We start from the raw sequence: 18,809 nt of genomic DNA on the forward strand, positions 1-18,809 counted from the left end.
TGAGTCAGCAACTTGTTAGCAAATGGCAAGCATCACTTGAAAGAAGGTCTGACGACACTTGGAACAAGTAATGGCTTGCGCAGTTGCAACAAAGTCGCAGTTGAATCAACTCATCAGAGTGGTAGCGACAAATTAGTCTCTGTCTTCGGCTGTTTCAATTTCTTGAACAACGTCTTGTGCTTCTTCTTTCACGACTGATTCTGCTTCTTTTTCCAGCTGTTTCGCTGATTGTTGTTCCGCAAATTTGGTTAGTGCGTCAACGGTGATTAAATCATCATCGTCATCGTCCATATCGCGTAACTCAATCTCAGCTTCCTCAATGTCCAAGACACGCATGTCTAAACCAAGTGATTGTAATTCTTTCACTAATACTCGGAATGATTCAGGCACACCTGGTTTTGGAATTGGTTCACCTTTAACGATGGCTTCGTATGTTTTCACACGTCCGACAACGTCATCAGATTTGTAAGTTAAGATTTCTTGTAATGTGTAAGCAGCACCGTAAGCTTCCAGTGCCCAAACTTCCATTTCCCCGAAACGTTGTCCACCGAATTGAGCTTTACCACCCAACGGTTGTTGCGTAACAAGAGAGTAAGGTCCGATTGAACGAGCATGCAATTTGTCATCAACCATGTGGGCTAATTTAATCATATACATGACACCAACGGAAATACGGTTATCAAATGGTTCACCTGTACGTCCATCGTAAAGAACTGTTTTAGCATCGCTAGCCATACCAGCTTCACGAACAGTTTCCCAAACGTCTTCATCGGTTGCCCCATCGAAAACAGGTGTTGCGACGTGAATACCTAATTGGCGAGCAGCCATACCTAAGTGTAATTCAAGTACTTGTCCGATATTCATACGAGAAGGTACCCCTAATGGGTTCAACATGATATCAACAGGTGTTCCGTCAGGTAAGAATGGCATATCTTCTTCCGGCATAATACGGGAAACAACCCCTTTATTTCCGTGACGTCCCGCCATTTTATCTCCTTCGTGAATTTTACGTTTTTGAACGATATAGACACGAACTAACATGTTGACACCTGGTGATAATTCATCGCCAGCTTCACGAGTAAAGATTTTCACATCATGAACGATACCGCCGCCACCGTGAGGTACACGGAGAGACGTATCACGAACTTCGCGGGCTTTTTCCCCGAAGATTGCGTGTAATAAACGTTCTTCTGCAGATAATTCTGTAACCCCTTTAGGTGTGACTTTCCCAACTAGTAAGTCGCCATCTTGAACTTCAGCACCAATGCGGATAATCCCCATTTCGTCTAAGTCTTTCAACGCGTCTTCCCCAACGTTTGGAATTTCACGGGTAATTTCTTCAGGTCCTAATTTTGTATCACGTGCTTCTGATTCATATTCTTCAATATGCACAGAAGTGTAGACATCGTCTTTAACTAAACGACGGCTCATGATAATGGCATCCTCGTAGTTGTAACCTTCCCATGTCATGAAGGCAACTAAGACGTTTTGCCCTAAAGCCATTTCGCCTTCTTCCATAGAAGGTCCATCCGCTAAAGTATCGCCTTTTTCAACTTTTTCACCTAAGTGAACAATTGGGCGTTGGTTGTAGCTTGTTCCTGAGTTAGAACGACGGAATTTTGTAACCATATATTTGTCTAATGCGCCATTGTCGCGACGAACGCGAATTTCTTTTGCATCGACGAATTCTACGACACCGTCATGTTTACATAGTAAAGCAGCACCTGAGTCATGGGCTGATTTATATTCCATACCTGTACCTACCCACGGAGAGCGTGGTTGAATTAACGGCACCGCTTGACGCTGCATGTTGGCACCCATCAAGGCACGGTTGGAGTCATCGTTTTCTAAGAAAGGAATACATGCTGTTGCGACTGCGACTACTTGTTTTGGTGAAACGTCCATGTAGTCAACTTTGTCTACGGCAACTTCTAAGTTTTCACTTTGTAGACGCGCCATAACAACATCATTGGCAAATGTGCCATCTTCATTTAAAAGTGAGTTCGCTTGCGCTACGATATAATGGTCTTCGATGTCTGCTGTTAAGTAATCTACTTGATCAGTAACACGGCCTGTCGCACGATCAACACGGCGATAAGGCGTTTCGATGAAACCAAATTTATTCACTTTCGCATAACTAGATAAACTATTGATCAACCCGATATTTGGTCCCTCAGGCGTTTCAATTGGACACATACGACCATAGTGAGAGTAGTGAACGTCACGAACTTCATAACCGGCACGGTCACGAGTCAAACCACCAGGCCCTAAGGCTGATAGACGACGTTTATGGGTTAACTCACCTAATGGGTTTGTTTGGTCCATGAACTGTGATAACTGTGAAGAACCAAAGAATTCTTTGATACTTGCTACCACTGGACGGATGTTAATTAATTGTTGTGGTGTCAATGTTTCTGTGTCTTGAATAGACATTCTTTCACGAACCACACGTTCCATACGGGCTAAACCAATACGGAATTGGTTTTGTAATAATTCGCCTACTGAACGGATACGACGATTACCTAAGTGGTCGATGTCATCGACATTGCCGATATCTTCCATTAAGTTGAAGAAGTAGCTCATTGAAGCAACGATATCTGCTGGACGAACTGTTTTTACGCTGTCGTCTGGATAGCCGTTACCAATCACATTTACGATACGTTCAGGATCTTTTGGTGAAAGAACTTGAATCACTTGGATTGTCATTGGTTCAGTTACTACCGCATCTTCACTTGGATAGTAAGTTACGCTGTTTAAGCCGTTGTCAATGTATTCGCCTAATGTTTCCATGATTTGGTGTGTTAAAACCGTGCCTTTTTCGACAATGATTTCACCAGTTTCTGGATCAACTAGCGTTTCCGCTAAGGTTAAGTTTAATAGACGTGTTTTTAAGTCTAATTTTTTGTTAACTTTGTAGCGACCAACGTTTGCCAAATCATAACGTTTTGGATCAAAGAAACGTGCAGTTAACAAGCTACGTGAGCTATCTGCTGTTTTTGGTTCGCCTGGGCGAAGACGTTCATAAATGTCTTTCAAGCCTTCTTCTGTACGAGAATCACTTGCGTTTTTGTGTAAATCTTTTTCAATTGTGTTGCGTAAGCTTTCGCTGTCGCCGAAAATTTCGAAGATGGTATCATCTGAACCGAAACCTAAAGCACGAACTAACACAGTTAAAGGAATTTTACGTGTGCGGTCAATCCGAACATAAGAAATGTCTTTCGCATCTGTTTCCATTTCTAACCATGCACCACGGTTAGGAATGACTGTTGAGCCAAAACCTTCTTTGCCGTTTTTGTCCACTTTTCCATGGAAGTAAACACCTGGAGAACGAACTAATTGGGAAACGATAACACGTTCTGCCCCGTTGATGATGAAGGTACCCATTTCTGTCATTAATGGGAAATCGCCGAAGAATACTTCTTGGGATTTAATTTCACCTGTTTCACGGTTGGTTAAACGTAATGTTACATGTAATGGCGCAGAATAGTTGGCATCATGTGCGCGGGCTTCTTCTACTGTGTACTTTGGTTCTTTTAATTCATAGTCAACAAATTCTAAGGATAAGTTTCCTTGGAAATCATCAATTGGTAAAATGTCTTCAAACATTTCACGAAGTCCCTCATCTAAAAACCATTGATAAGAGTCTGTTTGGATTTCAATTAAATTTGGTAATTCCAATACTTCACTGATACGTGCGAAACTTCTACGTTCGCGATGCTTTCCGTATTTTACTACGTGTCCAGCCAAGCTCTTCACCCCTCTAGTTATAAGTCTATCAAAACACCGATCCGAAAAATTACATTTACGTTACATATATTAAATATATGTAACAAAAAGCATTTTTTGCAGTTTTTAAGCAAAAAAAAACCAAAAATAGAACATGCTTCCGAAAAATTTTCTGGCGTTTCTACTTTTGTTTTCCTATAAAAAACCGGAACGGACAATATTTCGCTCCTGCTTCGTCACTTTCAGATAGTTTTTGCTCTATAGATTCTACTACCTTTGTCTAGAAAAGTCAAGGGTTTCTTTAAGGTTTTCTTTTTCATAAAAAGGAGTTTTTTTGTAAAGGGTTTTAATGAAAAAAGGAGCCTGGGACAAAAATCACTTTGGATTTTTGTCCCAGGCTTAAAATCTTATAAACGGCGGGAACAGAACCAACTCCTTCGGAAATAAGCCGAAATTCTCCAAAAATTAAAGAGCACCGAGTAGGTATCATGCAACATCAACTCTTTCCTCGTTGTGTTTTATGACAATTTTCGGAAATTCCTTCTTATTGCTGAGAAACACTATTTGCAAAGCAAATAGATGTTGAACAGTACCTACTTGGTTCTCGGAGCTAAACGTTTCTGTCCCGACCTCATTTTTTCAACAACTAGAAAATATATTCAATTATTTGGTCAATTTTCGCCATATCTTTTAATGGCAAATGCTCAATTTGACTTAATTTTCTTTCAGTGAAGTCCAAAGATTTCAGTTGTGAGATCACTACTTGCCCATGGGTTTCTATGTCATCGGGCAACGTATATCGAGTGGGAATATTTTTAATGGTGGAAGTAATCGGGCAAATCACAGCAAACATGGTTTTCCGATTAAATTCATATCTTGACACGACTAAACCAGGCCGTCTCTTCTGAATCTCTTTACCTGCAGCAGGATCAAAATCAATCCATACAATATCTCCTTTTTTGGGAATGTACTTCTTTTCAACGTTCATTAAAAAAGTTCTCTCCCCTCAGGTGCAAGATCATGCCACTCATCTTTTTCATAATACTCACCTTCTGGACCTTCACTAAATGGATCCTGAATTTTAGGGACTAATGTAATTGTACCGTCGTCAGAATACATCACAATATATTCTTGGTCGACTTTTGGTTTTTTACCATTATCAGTGGGTAAAGTTAAAACGACCGAGCTTCCTTGTCTTCTTGATTTAGTTGTTAGCATGAAATCACTCCCTTCGCTTCATTATACTATGCCTTTGCAATGATGGAAAGAATTTTAAATCACACTTAATGTGACTGAGTTTACTATATAATTCGATAATGCGCGTGGGACAAAAATCACTTTGGATTTTTGCTCCACGCTCAAAAACTGATAAACGGCGGGAACAGAAGCAACACTACGCGTTGCTCCGATCTCAACAACTTCTAAGGTGTTTTCTCGACATGCGTCTCGTCACAGTACAGCCTTCAAAAGAGCTACAGCTCTAAGAGTTGCGATGTTTCACTGTGAAGCATGAACAGATGAAATCATCGTACCTACTTATTTCTCGGAGTTAAACGCTTCTGGCCCGACCTCCTTTTCCCCTATCTTCTATTCACACAAAAAAACGAATGCAAAGATGCATTCGTTTTTGACTAACCGCCACCTAATAAAAAGTCTAGGACATTCATGCCGCCGCTTGTTTGGCTGCGGTAAAGTTCGGTGTAGCCGCATTGGGTACAGCTAATTGTAATAAATTTTTTATTTTGAACATCAAAAATTTTCGCAAAGTTCCCACCTGTTGCTTGAAATTGGTCCGACACATAGTGCATGTTGCCACATTTCTCACAAACATATTGTTGCTTTTCCATTCCCCTCACTCCTTCTCAATAAAATAAGTATAGCAAACGCCTGCTTCATTTTCCTCCATCCTAAGATGGATTTTTTCACTAGTTGACCAAGCCTTTTCCTTTCCGCTACAATAAGCATAACGAATCGGAGGAAAAAATATGTCGACAAAAAGCCAAGTCCTAACTTTATTGATGAAACAAACGCCCGCATTCCTTTCGGGCGAAGAGATGGCACAACGTCTGTCCTTATCTCGCACAGCTATTTGGAAAGCAATTAATGAATTGAAAAAAGATGGCTATCAAATTACTAGCGTGCAAAATAAGGGGTATCGCCTTGAGAAATCAGATGTCCTTTCTGCAGAAGGCATTCAGTTGGCATTATGGCCCCAAACGCCGCCTTTAACAATTACCGTCCTAGAAACATCTGAATCTACCATGACCGATGCTAAGCGGGCGATTTTAGACCAGACGCCCGACAATACTTTGATTGTTGCTGACATGCAAGAAATGCCGCGGGGCAGGTTCGGCCGACCATTTTTCGCTACGCCAGGTAAAGGGATTTACATGAGCATGGTGCTTCAACCGAACCAAAATTTTGAAGAAATCGCCCAATATACTGTGATTATGGCCGTAGCGGTCGCTCGAGCAATGGATGCTCTGGCAGGCGTTCACACAGAAATTAAATGGGTCAACGACCTTTATTTAAATGGCAAAAAAGTTTGCGGGATTTTGTCGGAAGCCATGAGCAATGTGGAAACAGGGCAGATTTCTAATGTTATCATCGGCATGGGGATTAATTTTTCAATTACAGAAACCGAATTTCCTGAGGACATTCGGCAGAAAGTGACTTCCCTTTTCCCAGATGGTGAACCGACGGCGACGCGAAATGAATTAGTCGCCAACATTTGGAATCATTTTTACCAAATTTTAGACGAACGTTCAACGAAAGACTTTTTAGAAGAATACCGACAACGCTCCTTTGTGATTGGCAAAGACGTCGCTTTTACCCAAAACGGGCAAGACTTCCGCGGCGTTGCGACAACCATTAATGGAAACGGGGAATTGATTGTCCAGTTGCCTGATGGTACGTCCAAAACGTTGTCTTCTGGGGAAATTAGTTTGGACCAGATTGGTGAATGGCGTCGAGGATAAGTGGGGAAATTTAGAAAAAGAGCAAGAAAGCACCTGTCTAAATTTAAACAGATGCTTTCTTGCTCTTTAAAAATCAACTTCTTTTTGTGCTAACATTTCGCACAATTCTTTGGGGAAATTCGTATAGGGATTTTCATTGATTTTCATTTCTTCTAAAGGAGAAAACCAGTTTTTATTCGTATTCTGAAAAGCAATAGCTACTTTTTCTTCAAGATACTTACATACTTCTGCGCCTTTAAAATTTCGATAACTGTCTTTTAAATGCAGAACTTTCTCTAATCTCCCATATAAATTTTCTCTAGTCATGTATCGATTGACTTCCTCAAAGTGAAGTAATAACCAGAGTTCAAAGCATTCATTTGAAAAAATTGTCTTGATTTCAGGACGATGTCGTTGTCCACATCTTACCGCGTTTTCAATCGATTCTGTGGTTTGTTCGTCCTTGTCATACATAACATAAAACAAATCATAATTGTCTCGCTCCGCTTTTCCCATACTCCGAATACAGGAAACGGCGTATTCGACCAACGCCTCTCCTTGACGTCTACATGTTTTTACTTTGAGTTTACTTTTAATATTGACTGCAGAATATTTTCGTTTAATCAATCTAAGGTAAGCTTCTTCTGTTTCTCCTTCGCAAAAAATCATGACATTTGGTTTTAATTTCTTTCCTTTTTTTACCCTTTTTATTTTTGGCATACCAACTTCTACTCCTTTACCTTCACTGCCTGAACGATTTCACTTCGATCAATATGAGGAACACCACCAAACAGACCATTTAAATAACGGCGATAATATGTGATATCTCCGCGACCTTTTTTTGGGTCTGCTTCAAAGTCATACAAAGCGTATAATTCGCTGGCACCACGATAATTCTTATCTGTGAAGTAAATTTGATCCTTTCTCAATTGATTATCCATCAAATGAAGTTCATGGGAGGTCAAGATAAATTGTGTATTCGTCTCCATGGCATTGAACGCTTCTAACAATGTTCCTGACAACTCTTGATGAAACGCATCATCAAATTCATCAAAAACAAAAACTTTTTCTTCTGGATTAAATAAAATATTTAGCGCTAAGCCAATTAATTTTTTCGTCCCAGAAGATTCCAAATCATAATGAATACGTTCTTGTCCGACCACTTGATTCATTTCATCATATTGGTTATAAACAGAGTACAGCGAATACAGACTTTTCTTGACTCGACCAATTTCAATAGTCGGGTCTTTTTCTTGGATAATTCGTTCTAAAACAGCGGCTAATTTTTCTTGTTTCGAGTAATCTTCCTCTTTGTCTTTCACAGGAACTAGGTCAACCATGTTCATATCCGCAAGTTTCAAAAAGTTCAAGACTTTCTCTTTGTCTTTTTCATTGTTCAACCGTTCAATATTCCGTAAAGATCCATCAAAAATAACTAACTGATTGGCAAACCAACGAACGACATTCGTAGCGTGCTGATCATTTTTTGATTCCAACGTATGGATAACTAACGAATTAGACTTAATTTGTGTTTGGTATTCTTGATATTTTTCTGGAAAAACGGAAGATTCCGCACCGTCTCTCTTAAAATAATAAACAAAATCATCCTGCGTTTTGTCATAAATCTCTAAAGATTCCTTAACTACTTCGCGCGCTGTGTTAGCTAACGAATAGCGATACAAGACACTGTCATTAATAAATTCAATGGTCATAACAGATGGGCTTTGTTTAGTGAGAGGGTCTAACGCAAAAGGTTCATATAATAAAGCATCATTAATCGAAGCTTGTTCTCTTAAAACCAAAGTTTTTAACGCATTTAACCCACTCACTAAATTTGATTTTCCTGAACCATTTCCCCCAAAAACAATGGCACTCTTCAGTAACCTTAGTTTTTCTGGATAATTTTTAGGCTTCACTTCGAAACGATTATTGACATACTTTCGTAAATACGCGCCTGTTTGTAGGGAAAGTGTTTGTTCCTCTTTAAAAGATAGAAGATTTTTGACTGTAAAATTAACTAGCATGCTGTTCACCTCCTCGTTTTTTCATCTATTCTTTTATTATATCGTTAAAGACTGATACTGTAAAACGTTTTTCCGTTTTTAAAATAAATTTCCCAAAATAACGCTTTTCCCCCACACCTTTAAATTTATTTAAAAAACAATAAATTTTCTTAAACTTCATTGTGAGAACCGCTGCATAAATTCTATACTTCTAGCGTTAGATAAAATAACCTTGTTAGGTGAGGCTCCTATTCAAACATAGGCTATTGCGCAGAAATGTCGAAAGACACCAATGTGTAAAACAGGAATGGTCGAATTAAGGCTCTTCTAAAAATAGCTAAGAGAAATCTTTACGTTGGATAGTGCTAAAGCTCAGACGATGAGAACCGATTGGCTTGCTGTGTCCTGTTTAGTCGCAAGCGCTTATTTACAATCGATGCTGGCTTAGTCTACTCTTTCAAGGGAAAAAGAAAGGGATTCTCATGCAAACATCGAATAAAAAATTTCCACTTTATGCCCTAACAACGCTTTGTTTTTCTTTCCTCACTTTGTTAGTGGCGGCTAGTCCAAATTGGTTTCAACAAATGGACGAAGCTATCTATCACATCAAATGGCAATTAAATGCCCCACTTTTAACAGCGGTCAATCTGTTAGCAAAAACAGCCACAATTGGACCAATGCTGCTATTCTTCTTATTATTGATGGTGTACCTTTTACGCAAAAAAGAAAAAATTCTAGCCTTTTGGGCTGTCAGTAACCTATTAGCTGTCGGCTTTTTAGGGAGCGTTTTTAAACATGTGGTGGGTCGGGCTCGACCAAACCTAGGCGCTTTAGCTGATCGAAGCTCTGCTAGCTTTCCCAGCGGACATTCATTATTAGCAATGGCGCTAGTCTGTACGATTTTGATCATTTTGGCCTATCTTCATGTCGAAAAAACCAAAGGAATCAAAATTTTCTTACTCACTTATTTAGTTTTGATTGTGTTAGGTCGCTTAATCTTACGCGTTCATTATCCTAGTGATGTCATCGCTGGGATGCTCCTAAGTTATAGCTGGATCAACTTTTCATTTCAAATTGTTCAACGTTATTTGCCGGCACCTGAACCAGAGGAAGCAGAAGTACCGACACAACGCCGGCGCCGCCATTCTCGTAAAAGAAAAAGTTTATTCGTGGTCTTTAGTTTAACCCTTTTATTTTTAGGCACACTTTCTGTTTCCGCTTACGGCGTCAGCATGTATCGTAATTTGCAAAAAACGGCGAACACCATGTATAAACCAAGAAAATCTTCCACGAAGAGTCCCGATTTAGCCAAAGGTGAGCCGGTTAGTTTCTTAATTATGGGAATTGCGAATGACTCAAAACGCAAAACCGATTACCGCTCCAACGCCTTAATGGTGGTTACAGTGAATAATCAATTACAAAAAACTACCATCACCAGCATCCCGCGCGACTACTATGTGGAAATGGCTGGCACCAATGGCGAATACAATAAAATCAATGCGGCCCACGTTTTCGGTGGTGCCGATATGCAAATTAAAACGGTTGAAAATGTCTTGCACATCCCAATCAATCATTACTTTTCAATTGATATGGATGCTATGAAGGACCTTGGCGATGCGGTGGGCGGCGTCACTGTTGACAATGCCTTTGCTTTTGACGCTGAAGGGATTCATTATCCGAAAGGCAAACAGCATTTAGGGGGCTGGGAAGCTTTACAATACGCGCGCATGCGTTACGAAGACCCCGAAGGCGACTATGGTCGTCAACGCCGCCAACGAGAAGTTTTAATCGAATTAACCAACAAACTACTTTCTTTTAACAGCTTGCTAAAATATCAAGAAATTCTGGACGTAATCGGCGAACATGGCGAAACCGACTTATCCTTTGACCAAATGATGGCAATGCTAAAAAAATACACCCCCGCACTAAAAACGATTGAAACCGATCAATTAAAAGGCTACGATTACACTGGCGATGGCGTGACAGGGATTGAAGGTATTTCTTATCAACTTGTGGAAGAGAGTGAACGCCAACGTGTCGAAAATGCTATTAAAGAACAAATGAACCTCTCTACAAAAGACACTGAACAATCGCAATAACGACTAAAAAGCAGCGCCCCTTAATGAAAGGGGCGCTGCTTACTTTGGCTAGTTAGACGGTCATTTCAAAAATATTAATTTTTGTCACCGTTAGTAACGGCTCTACATCAGAGAGGTATGTTAGCGCATAGCTCTCTTTTCATTACCATTATAGTACAATTGCCTAAAAAATATATTGGAAACTAATTATTTTTTGTTTTACATAGTATACTCTAAGCGTAGAGAAGTTATGGCGGCGGCAAGCGCACAGGAACATGCGCCTTGCGACGAGAATCGCAACGAAGTGAGAAGCGTAGGAGCAGATGCTTTCCCCTTTCGGTGGTGGTTCTTATGAATGTAAGTGCTAAAATCTATGAAAGGAGATGCCTTTTGTCTATCGCAGAAGCTTTAGCTCTGATGATTAGTTTCGGTTCTTTTATCGCAACGTTAATCTTCGGAATCCTAAAAGCTGTTAAAGAAGACAAGAAAAAATAACCGTCTACTTTAACTGAGTACGGTTATTTTTTGTAACTAAAAAGGTCACCGTCTTAAACGGCTCTACACTAGAGAGGTATGTTGGCGCATATCTCTCTTTTCATTGCTATTATAGCACAATTGCCTAAAAAAATATATTGTAAACTAATTATTTTTTAGTTCTACATGGTATACTCTAAGCGTAGAGAAGTTATGGCGGCGGCAAGCGCACAGGAACATGCGCTTTGCGACGAGAATCGCAACAAAGCGAGAAGCGTAGGAGCAGATGCTTTCCCCTTTCGGTGGTGGTGCTTATGAATGTAAGTACTAAAATCTATGAAAGGAGAGGCCTTTTGTCAGCATATGAGACAATTCAGACGATCCTAGGGTTTGGTATGTTTACCATTGCTTTGATTGCACTGATTGTGAAATTGCTTAAAGAAGACAAAAAGAAATGACCGCTGTTTAACTTTGCCTAGTTAGACGGTCATTTCAAAATCTTTAAAATTTTGTCACCGTTAGTAACGGCTCTACACTAGAGAGGTATGTTACAGCATATCTCTCTTTTCATTGCTATTGTAGCACAACGCCCCTAAAAAGACCATCAATAAAAGATGCCCGAGCCTCCTATTTCAAGGCTCGGGCATTTTTATTTTTATGGGCCAGTCACTAAATTCCACGTGACTGCAGCTTGGTATTGTTGACCAGTCATGCCTTGACTAGCTGGTACTTCTAATTTGATATTATCAAATGCGAAGTCTAGTTGATAGACATTACTGCCAGTAAATTGTTGGTTGGCAACGATGTTCGTAGCCGTGTTATTTGCCGTTAAGTTAATGGCAGTCGTGGTGCCAATCATGTTTTTCAACTCCGTTGGTTGATTGTAATTGGAGAAACTTGAAACAGGAGCCGTGCCTAATAATAGGCGAGTCGCTGTTGGCAAGCTGTCTGTAGCTGATTTTGGTTGGGACAGTTGTGCCGTTAAGCTCCAATTCGGTTGAGTTTTCTTAATTCGCAGATAGGGATTGCGTGTACCGTTGCCGTAGTAATCAGCGGCTTTCTTCAGGCCATGCTGTTGTGTGTTTCCTGCAATCCCTATCTGACCAAAATTGAAAGTTGGGACACTGATGAAGCCTTCAGCCGTTGGTGTAACAATCGCCTGATCATTGTCTTTCACACGAACAGTTGCCGAAGCAGAAATGCCACTGTAATTCCCACTGGTGGTAATCCCTGCACGCAAGACTTGCCCCGCTGTCCCCGTCGCTTTGGTAGTGAACTGAACCGTGGCAGATTTCCCTACTGGGATGTCAGTCCCTAAGCTAACGCCATTAGTCCAAGTAGTCGCTGTGACTGGGACGGTTTTCGCCGTGCCGCCAACTGGTGTAACGATCATGGCAGTTGGTGCTGCTAAGCCAGTTGTCCAAGCCGTTGATTTCTTGATGGTCGCCGTAGTTAATGGTGCTTGGCTTGTATTGGTAATCGTAGCACGCCATGTGACGTTGCCGCCGCTAGTCACTGTTTCAGCTGTAGTGCGTGTTAAAGTAACACTCGCTTTTGCCACTTCCTCTTTATACACTGCCGTCATGTCGTCATTGCCATCAAAGGTTGTGTTATATGTTGGCGTCGTACTTGTTGTCAATGTGTTTGGTTTGGTTTTACCTTTGTACCAACCTTGGAAAGTATAGGCTTTGCCACCAGCTGAATAACTAGCTGGCAAAGCTCTCGCCGCCGTATACTTGAAGCTGTTGCTTGTCATTGGTGTTTGTTTCCCTTGCGTGAAACCTGTCGGTGGCGTGATTTTAGTACCCGCGGCATCAACGAAGTTTTCGGTGACTTGTTTTCGTGTGACTTTATAGTTTATCGTTTGCTTGTAGTCGCTAGTTCCATCGAAACCAAATAATCTTGGTTGGGAATTTGCACTAGTTAGAAATAATAGACTAGGAAGGACATCTCTTGTTAGTCCTGATTGGCCCCACCTTGCCTTAACAGAAAAAGTATTGTTCGTCTCTCTGTTAAACACTGTTTCAAAACTAGTAAAACTAGTCGTTGCTGAATCTGATAGAAGGTTGGTGCCAATGTCACTAATGGTCTCGTAGTCGTACAACGTAATGGTTTTCGTTGTTGCTTCCACTTTGTCAACATACTTCAATTCATTCGTAATATCAAAGTTGTTCAACGCAAAACCTTTATTTAAAACACCTGTTGGTAGATCAGAAAAAAGTTCATAATCATTAGGAATCAAGACGTTTTGCTTGGTTTCTACTTTATAGCGATTAGCAACGGTTGCCTCTTTACTTCCCACCATTGGGTAAAGCGAACCTGTTGCTTCAAAGGGACTAGTGGCGGTTTTTCTGAAAAATTCTGTATAGTTTCCAGAAAGCGTAAGTGGATTCGTGAACGCTTTTCCTTGTTCATCGACAAACTCTGCGTAGAATCCTGGGTGAACAGTGATTTCTTGGACTTCTTCATAAACCGCCGTCATATCATCTTTGTCATCGTAAGTGACGGCATAACTTGGTGTTTTCGTCGTTTTCATTTTGGTTTGATCAGTGCCTTTGTACCAGCCTTTGAACTTGTAATTTTTGTCCCCTACTGTGTAGGTATCTGGCAAGGCTTTGGCACTGGTGTAGGTGAAGTTCTCACTATCAATCACTACTTTGTTGCCTTGGGTAAAGCCTGTTGGTGGCGTGATTTTAGCACCGCTGGCATCGACGAAGTTTTCGGTGACCTTGCGATTGGTTAACTGATAGTAAATCGTCCCTACTGGCGTAACGTAAGAATTAAATAAACGGGATGCACCTGATACATACAATCGATTATACAGATACTCCGATTGTTCTGGAATTGTAGTAGTCGAATCATACTCACTCACTTTAAATTGTGTCGTTGTCATTTTGTTTAGTCCGTAATACAATGGCGCATTACTGGTTGGGTTACCGATTAATGTATTATCTGCAGTTGAATAACGATTCAACGTAGCTTGTGTATAAGCACTTCCTGTATAGACAGAGATATTTTCATAAAATTTTGGAATAGTGATTCTTGTATTGGTTGTTCCATAATTATTCACACCACCTAAAGATACATCTGCTCTAATCGTTTTGGCAGGAATCGTCACTCGTTTGGTATTTCCTGAATTGATCCCAGTAATCGATCCAAGCTTCGTATAAGTGGAATTAATTTCTTGTTGTAAATCGGTTGTAATTGTAAACGGCGTTGGCGATATAATCGTCCCTGCTTCATCGATAAATTGGAAATTCACAGTCTTACTTGGAAAATTGTAATCTTTACCTGTGTCCACTTCATAAACCGCCGTCATGTCATCCTTGTCATCGTAAGTGACGGCATAACTTGGTGTTTTCGTCGTTTTCAGAGCTGTTTTGTCAGTACCTTTGTACCAGCCTTTGAATTTGTAGGTCTTGCCGCCTGCCTTGTACGCATCTGGCAAGGCTTTGGCACTGGTGTACGTGAAGTCATTGCTCGTAATACTTGTTTGTTGTCCTTGCGTGAAACCAGTTGGTGGTGTAATTTTGGCACCTGTAGCATCTACGAAGTTTTCGGTGACTTTTTTGTGGGTAACTACTAAAGCGTAATCTTGTTGTGTAACATAAAATGCGCTAGCAGAAATATTATAATCTTCAGTACTAGCTGCTGGAGATGAGCGGATTTCTGCTTGATAACCAATTGGTGGTGCTGGCGATACTGGCCAAACAGATGCTTTAGGTTGATTAATTACATACGTATCGTTCGTTTTCACTAAACTAACATTCATAGGATAATCTCCAACATTTGGAGGATTTCCTATTCCCGTAGCACCAATATAGCGTCTGTATGTGTAGCCATTCGCAGGTGCTTTCAATTCAACCGTATCTATATACTTGGGTACAGTCAACTCAGGATCTTTCAGATAGTAAAGGCTTATATCTGATCTGTAAACAAAACCAATTACGGCTGTTTGACTAGGTAAAATAATATCAATCCCCGTCTCTGTGGGGATATTAGGGGCTACCATAGTTTGATCAGAATGGACAAACCACCCACTCGTAGTAGTAGTTTGAATCCATCTCGTTAGGCCCATCTCTGTTTTTAATTTGAAGTCTGATGTATTTAATGGCGTGTTATCCTTCGAAGTAAGATTAAGTCCCAACCGTGCTTCTGGAGTGACTAGTTGCGTCCTATTCCTTTCATTTCTAGATAACTCCCTAAATTGGGAATCAAGCGAGGCTAAATTTCCTGCCTTAACCCCAATCGCTCGATTCTGGATTTGTACTGGGAGTTGCGGTGTGAGTTGCACCTCCTGCTGAGCTTCCGCTTCTTTTTGCTCCGCTTTCACTGGCGGTGCTTCCTTCTTTTCTACCGCCACTTCTGCTTGTTTCTCTATTTCCTTTGTTACTTCTTCTCGACTTGTTTCAGTCGTTGTTTCTTGCGTTTCACTACTTGCTTGCGTTTCTTCCTTGACGCTACTTTCAGCGGTCGGACTACTTTCAATCGTGACGGTTTCCGCAACTGCCGTCACGCCCGAAAAGGCATTCACTAGCAAAGAACCACATAAGCCAATAGCTGCAAGACGTTGCCATTTATTTCGCTTCATGTCGTCCCTTCTTTCTATGTACCATTCCGACAAGGCCAATTAAGACCAAGCCGAGAATGCTAAGATTTGCCTGACTCTTGCTCCCTGTACGAGGGAGCGTTGAGCCAGTTGTGGTGGTCTGTGTCGAACCACCACTTCGTTGATCTCCTTGCGGAGGACCAGCTGGTCCCTTGGGATCAGTAGCTGGCGCATCTGTTTTCGGCGGGGCATCTTTAGGAGCGGGTGTTGTCGGATTTTGGTAAAATTCAATCCCCACCGAACTAGAACCACCATCAGATGCTTCAACATTTATAAAGAAACTAGGAGAAGATAGTAGACACACAATCATTAAATAACGCTTTTTTTTCATTTAAAAACCTCCTTTTAAATCAACAACAGATTTGAGCTTCTGTACAATTACTGCTCAAACAACCTTTTTTCATACCTCTATGATAACAAAGAAACCCCCTGTAGAAGTTGACGATTTTTACGCACCCTATGCGAAATTTTTGAAACACGTTGATAGAACAACGTTTACAAGCTCGTTATTTAATTATCGATAAACAAAAATGTTGTTCTACGCCTACTTTCCCTCGAAATCACGCGTTCAAAGTTTAAGTCTTTACTCTTTTTAACGAGAAAAGCTCAAAATGTTAGCATTAAAGACTAACATTTTGAGCTTTTCTTAATTATTCCGACGCATTCTTTTTAAAAAAAACAAGATTTTTTTCGCATTCCTCGCACTTTTTTAGGTTCTAACCAAGCAAGGCACTGATTAATAGCCCTAAAGCATAGGTGCCATTGAAAACCATTAAGTTCTTAATGGAATGGCGGAAACTTTTCGGCTGCGGCAATTCTTGTTTAAACGTTTGAATATTTTTCCAAATGACAGGCAAAGTGGCAAACGTGATTAACACAGGCCATTGATAAATACCACTAATGAAGCCGAATAAAATCACCAGATAACCAGCTAGCGCTAACACTTGAAACAGCACAATCCCTGCTGGGCGCCCGATATAATAGACTAATGTATAACGGTGGTTCTCAATATCCGTGTCTAAGTCCCGTAAATTGTTGGCGAGCATGATGTTAGCAATCGAACAGACCAAAGGCAAGGACGCCACGACAATCGCAAGCACCGCCCAGAGATTGCCGTCTAAGCGAAAGGCGCCACTGGCGAAATCAACCGTTAAGTAAAAAGGCGGATTGGTGACGACATTCAAGTAAACGGTTAAGACGAAGATGCCTAAGCCCATCGTGAAGCCACTGAAAATTTCTCCTAAGGGCATACGGGATAACGGAATCGGTCCATACGTGTAGAAAATCCCGATGAAGCAGCAAATTCCTCCTAACACAAGGAAGAGCCAACCGGTTTGAACCGTCAAGTACGCACCCACAACGGCAGTGAAGGCAATCATGGCGAAAATCATGTTGCGAACTAGTTGTGGTGAAACGCCTGATTGTCCGATAATATTTTCTTCATATTTGTAGACGTCCGATTTGGCTTTTTTGAAGTCCATGTAATTATTAATGGCGGTGGTGGCCATATCAAAGACCACCATGCCAATGAAGAAAACCAGCGTGTTGCCCCACTGGACTTCCCCAAAATAGGTCATTGAAAACAAGACCCCGATAATGAAGGGAAAGAGACTGGCAAGCTTCGTCTGAATTTCCACTACTTTTAAAAACACATTTAAAGACATTTTTAGTCGCTCCTTATTTCAAATCGGCCCGATTCCCCATCGTATAGCCAGAGTCTTTGCCGATTTCAAAGTTGCCTTCGATATCTTTGCTGATGTAGACTTTGTCGTCTTTTGTGACGAAAATGGCATCGGTTCCTTTCAGACTTTCGACATATTCTAGTCCTTTTTTGACGCCCATTGAGAAGACGGCTGTTGAGAGACCATCACCATCGATGGATTTGTCGGTGATAATGGTAACACCTGCGATGTCGTTATCAAACGGATAGCCAGTTTCACGATCAAAGAGATGGTGGTAGGTTTTGCCATCGACTTTTAAGTAGCGTTCATAAATTCCTGATGTGACTAAGGTTTTGTTGCTTTCTTTGACTTGACCTAAGACTGTGTTGCGGGCTTTATTCGGATCTTGAATCCCGACTGTCCAGTCCATGTCTTTGCCACGTGGGCTGTGTCCTAAGACGTAAACATTCCCGCCTAAATCGACGATAGCGGTGGTGACGCCGTTGTCTTTGAGGACTTTCACGACTTCGTCGGTGATGAAGCCTTTGGCAATTGCGCCTAAATCCAATTGCATGCCTTTTTCTTCAAGGTAAACGGTTTGCTCTTTGTCGTTGAATTTGACTTTCGTGTAATCGACAAGTTTCAAGGCTTGATCAATTTCGGCTTGGCTTGGTTTGCGGGCATCATCGAAGCCAATGTGCCACATAGAGGTGATTGGACCAATTGCCATGTCGAAGCCGCCGCGGGAGTCTTTGCTATATTCATAGGCTTTTTTCAACAAAGGATACAGGTCATCTGAGACTTTGACTGGTTTCACGCCTGCTTCTTGGTTGATTTCATCAATTTCTGAACCTGGTTGGTTGACGGTGATTTTATCGCCTAGTTCTTTGACACGGGCAAAAGCTTTCGGTAAGACGTCTTCTTTGCCATCATCGTAGATGCGAATTTGAACGTAGGTACCAAGCATTGTTTGACGGTCAGAGTATGGTTCTGTATTAATTTTCGCTTCTGGTTTTGAGGAACAAGCAGCTGCCACAAACAGCACTGCTAGAACACTCACCATGAGCAGAAGTTTCTTTTTCATAGGATTCCCTCTTCTTTCCTTCTTTAATTAAAAAATAAGTTCTCTTGCATAGTAGCCTTTTTTGGAAAAAATGAAAAGTCTTTCTCTTGGAAATTCACAAATTTCTGTGAAAAAAATTTGTGAAATGATGGACAGAACTAGCGAAGAAAAAGGGGCGGGAAAGTCAGCCAACCGACTTTTTCCCAACCCCTCAATGGTGTCAAGTAATTGCTGAAAA

At 40.9% G+C, this 18,809-nt stretch carries 14 protein-coding genes and 1 riboswitch; of the genes, 4 read left to right on the top strand and 10 right to left on the bottom strand.

Translation table 11 applies throughout. From position 1 onward, the window contains the following. Positions 1-132 precede the first annotated feature (132 nt). From rpoB to IGK03_RS13080, 4 genes are all read right to left on the bottom strand, one after another. A complete protein-coding gene (gene rpoB, locus IGK03_RS13065) occupies positions 133-3,747 on the bottom strand; it encodes a DNA-directed RNA polymerase subunit beta (protein WP_002389470.1) in 3,615 nt (1,204 codons plus the stop codon). 625 nt (positions 3,748-4,372) lie between these two features. Next, positions 4,373-4,714, bottom strand: coding sequence for a type II toxin-antitoxin system PemK/MazF family toxin (locus tag IGK03_RS13070; protein WP_002360937.1), 342 nt, complete (start codon positions 4,712-4,714; stop codon positions 4,373-4,375). Next, positions 4,714-4,944, bottom strand: coding sequence for a type II toxin-antitoxin system PemI/MazE family antitoxin (gene mazE / locus IGK03_RS13075; RefSeq protein ID WP_002354773.1), 231 nt, complete (start codon positions 4,942-4,944; stop codon positions 4,714-4,716). The genes IGK03_RS13070 and mazE overlap by 1 nt, the downstream gene beginning before the upstream one ends. Before the next feature lie 413 nt (positions 4,945-5,357). Beyond that, positions 5,358-5,573 (bottom strand): zinc ribbon domain-containing protein, encoded by a 216-nt coding sequence (locus IGK03_RS13080; RefSeq protein ID WP_002354768.1) that lies wholly within the window; start codon positions 5,571-5,573, stop codon positions 5,358-5,360. A gap of 138 nt (positions 5,574-5,711) precedes the next feature. Here IGK03_RS13080 and IGK03_RS13085 point away from each other — a divergent pair, with 138 nt between their 5' ends. Beyond that, on the top strand, positions 5,712-6,704 hold the full coding sequence (locus IGK03_RS13085) for a biotin--[acetyl-CoA-carboxylase] ligase (protein WP_010776203.1): 993 nt from the start codon (positions 5,712-5,714) through the stop codon (positions 6,702-6,704). Between the two features lie 66 nt (positions 6,705-6,770). On the opposite strand, the gene IGK03_RS13090 is transcribed toward IGK03_RS13085, so the two are convergent. Together IGK03_RS13090 and IGK03_RS13095 are read right to left on the bottom strand one after the other, a co-directional pair. Continuing rightward, entirely contained in the window at positions 6,771-7,403 is a 633-nt protein-coding gene (locus tag IGK03_RS13090) for an RloB family protein (RefSeq protein ID WP_033625218.1), read from the bottom strand. Positions 7,404-7,411: 8 nt separating this feature from the next. Continuing rightward, a complete protein-coding gene (locus IGK03_RS13095) occupies positions 7,412-8,707 on the bottom strand; it encodes an AAA family ATPase (RefSeq protein ID WP_002410675.1) in 1,296 nt (431 codons plus the stop codon). Positions 8,708-8,910: 203 nt separating this feature from the next. Beyond that, a riboswitch (M-box (ykoK) riboswitch) is annotated at positions 8,911-9,077 on the top strand. A gap of 91 nt (positions 9,078-9,168) precedes the next feature. On the opposite strand from IGK03_RS13095, the gene IGK03_RS13100 reads away from it, so the two are divergent. The 3 genes from IGK03_RS13100 (at position 9,169) to pepG1 (ending at position 11,696) form a co-directional block, all read left to right on the top strand. Continuing rightward, on the top strand, positions 9,169-10,785 hold the full coding sequence (locus tag IGK03_RS13100) for a phosphatase PAP2/LCP family protein (RefSeq protein ID WP_002408396.1): 1,617 nt from the start codon (positions 9,169-9,171) through the stop codon (positions 10,783-10,785). A gap of 330 nt (positions 10,786-11,115) precedes the next feature. After that, entirely contained in the window at positions 11,116-11,259 is a 144-nt protein-coding gene (locus IGK03_RS13105) for a putative holin-like toxin (RefSeq protein WP_430602381.1), read from the top strand. Between the two features lie 293 nt (positions 11,260-11,552). Further along, entirely contained in the window at positions 11,553-11,696 is a 144-nt protein-coding gene (gene pepG1, locus IGK03_RS13110) for a type I toxin-antitoxin system toxin PepG1 (RefSeq protein WP_080270554.1), read from the top strand. Positions 11,697-11,893: 197 nt separating this feature from the next. Here pepG1 and IGK03_RS13115 read toward each other — a convergent pair whose 3' ends face one another. From IGK03_RS13115 to IGK03_RS13130, 4 genes are all read right to left on the bottom strand, one after another. Continuing rightward, entirely contained in the window at positions 11,894-15,829 is a 3,936-nt protein-coding gene (locus tag IGK03_RS13115) for a WxL domain-containing protein (protein ID WP_430602383.1), read from the bottom strand. Continuing rightward, entirely contained in the window at positions 15,816-16,178 is a 363-nt protein-coding gene (locus IGK03_RS13120) for an LPXTG cell wall anchor domain-containing protein (protein ID WP_104845584.1), read from the bottom strand. The genes IGK03_RS13115 and IGK03_RS13120 overlap by 14 nt, the downstream gene beginning before the upstream one ends. Before the next feature lie 385 nt (positions 16,179-16,563). Continuing rightward, positions 16,564-17,511: a 1,4-dihydroxy-2-naphthoate polyprenyltransferase gene (gene menA / locus IGK03_RS13125; protein WP_002358958.1), complete on the bottom strand. Its 948-nt coding sequence runs from the start codon at positions 17,509-17,511 to the stop codon at positions 16,564-16,566. A gap of 13 nt (positions 17,512-17,524) precedes the next feature. Beyond that, positions 17,525-18,592 carry an FAD:protein FMN transferase gene (locus tag IGK03_RS13130; RefSeq protein ID WP_002354751.1) on the bottom strand — a complete coding sequence of 356 codons (1,068 nt, stop codon included), beginning with the start codon at positions 18,590-18,592 and terminating at the stop codon, positions 17,525-17,527. Positions 18,593-18,809: the final 217 nt, after the last annotated feature.

This window comes from Enterococcus sp. DIV2453a (assembly GCF_050533535.1).
GTDB lineage: Bacteria > Bacillota > Bacilli > Lactobacillales > Enterococcaceae > Enterococcus > Enterococcus faecalis.

What these genes read in the sequence shown, in the direction of transcription:
- IGK03_RS13085 (WP_010776203.1), top strand. Translation starts at nt 5,712, where the DNA reads ATGTCGACAAAAAGCCAAGTCCTAACTTTATTGATGAAACAAACGCCC.
- IGK03_RS13130 (WP_002354751.1), bottom strand. Translation starts at nt 18,592, where the DNA reads ATGAAAAAGAAACTTCTGCTCATGGTGAGTGTTCTAGCAGTGCTGTTT.
- IGK03_RS13115 (WP_430602383.1), bottom strand. Translation starts at nt 15,829, where the DNA reads ATGAAGCGAAATAAATGGCAACGTCTTGCAGCTATTGGCTTATGTGGT.
- mazE (WP_002354773.1), bottom strand. Translation starts at nt 4,944, where the DNA reads ATGCTAACAACTAAATCAAGAAGACAAGGAAGCTCGGTCGTTTTAACT.
- IGK03_RS13100 (WP_002408396.1), top strand. Translation starts at nt 9,169, where the DNA reads ATGCAAACATCGAATAAAAAATTTCCACTTTATGCCCTAACAACGCTT.
- IGK03_RS13090 (WP_033625218.1), bottom strand. Translation starts at nt 7,403, where the DNA reads ATGCCAAAAATAAAAAGGGTAAAAAAAGGAAAGAAATTAAAACCAAAT.
- IGK03_RS13120 (WP_104845584.1), bottom strand. Translation starts at nt 16,178, where the DNA reads ATGAAAAAAAAGCGTTATTTAATGATTGTGTGTCTACTATCTTCTCCT.
- IGK03_RS13070 (WP_002360937.1), bottom strand. Translation starts at nt 4,714, where the DNA reads ATGAACGTTGAAAAGAAGTACATTCCCAAAAAAGGAGATATTGTATGG.
- IGK03_RS13095 (WP_002410675.1), bottom strand. Translation starts at nt 8,707, where the DNA reads ATGCTAGTTAATTTTACAGTCAAAAATCTTCTATCTTTTAAAGAGGAA.
- IGK03_RS13080 (WP_002354768.1), bottom strand. Translation starts at nt 5,573, where the DNA reads ATGGAAAAGCAACAATATGTTTGTGAGAAATGTGGCAACATGCACTAT.
- pepG1 (WP_080270554.1), top strand. Translation starts at nt 11,553, where the DNA reads ATGAATGTAAGTACTAAAATCTATGAAAGGAGAGGCCTTTTGTCAGCA.
- IGK03_RS13105 (WP_430602381.1), top strand. Translation starts at nt 11,116, where the DNA reads ATGAATGTAAGTGCTAAAATCTATGAAAGGAGATGCCTTTTGTCTATC.
- menA (WP_002358958.1), bottom strand. Translation starts at nt 17,511, where the DNA reads ATGTCTTTAAATGTGTTTTTAAAAGTAGTGGAAATTCAGACGAAGCTT.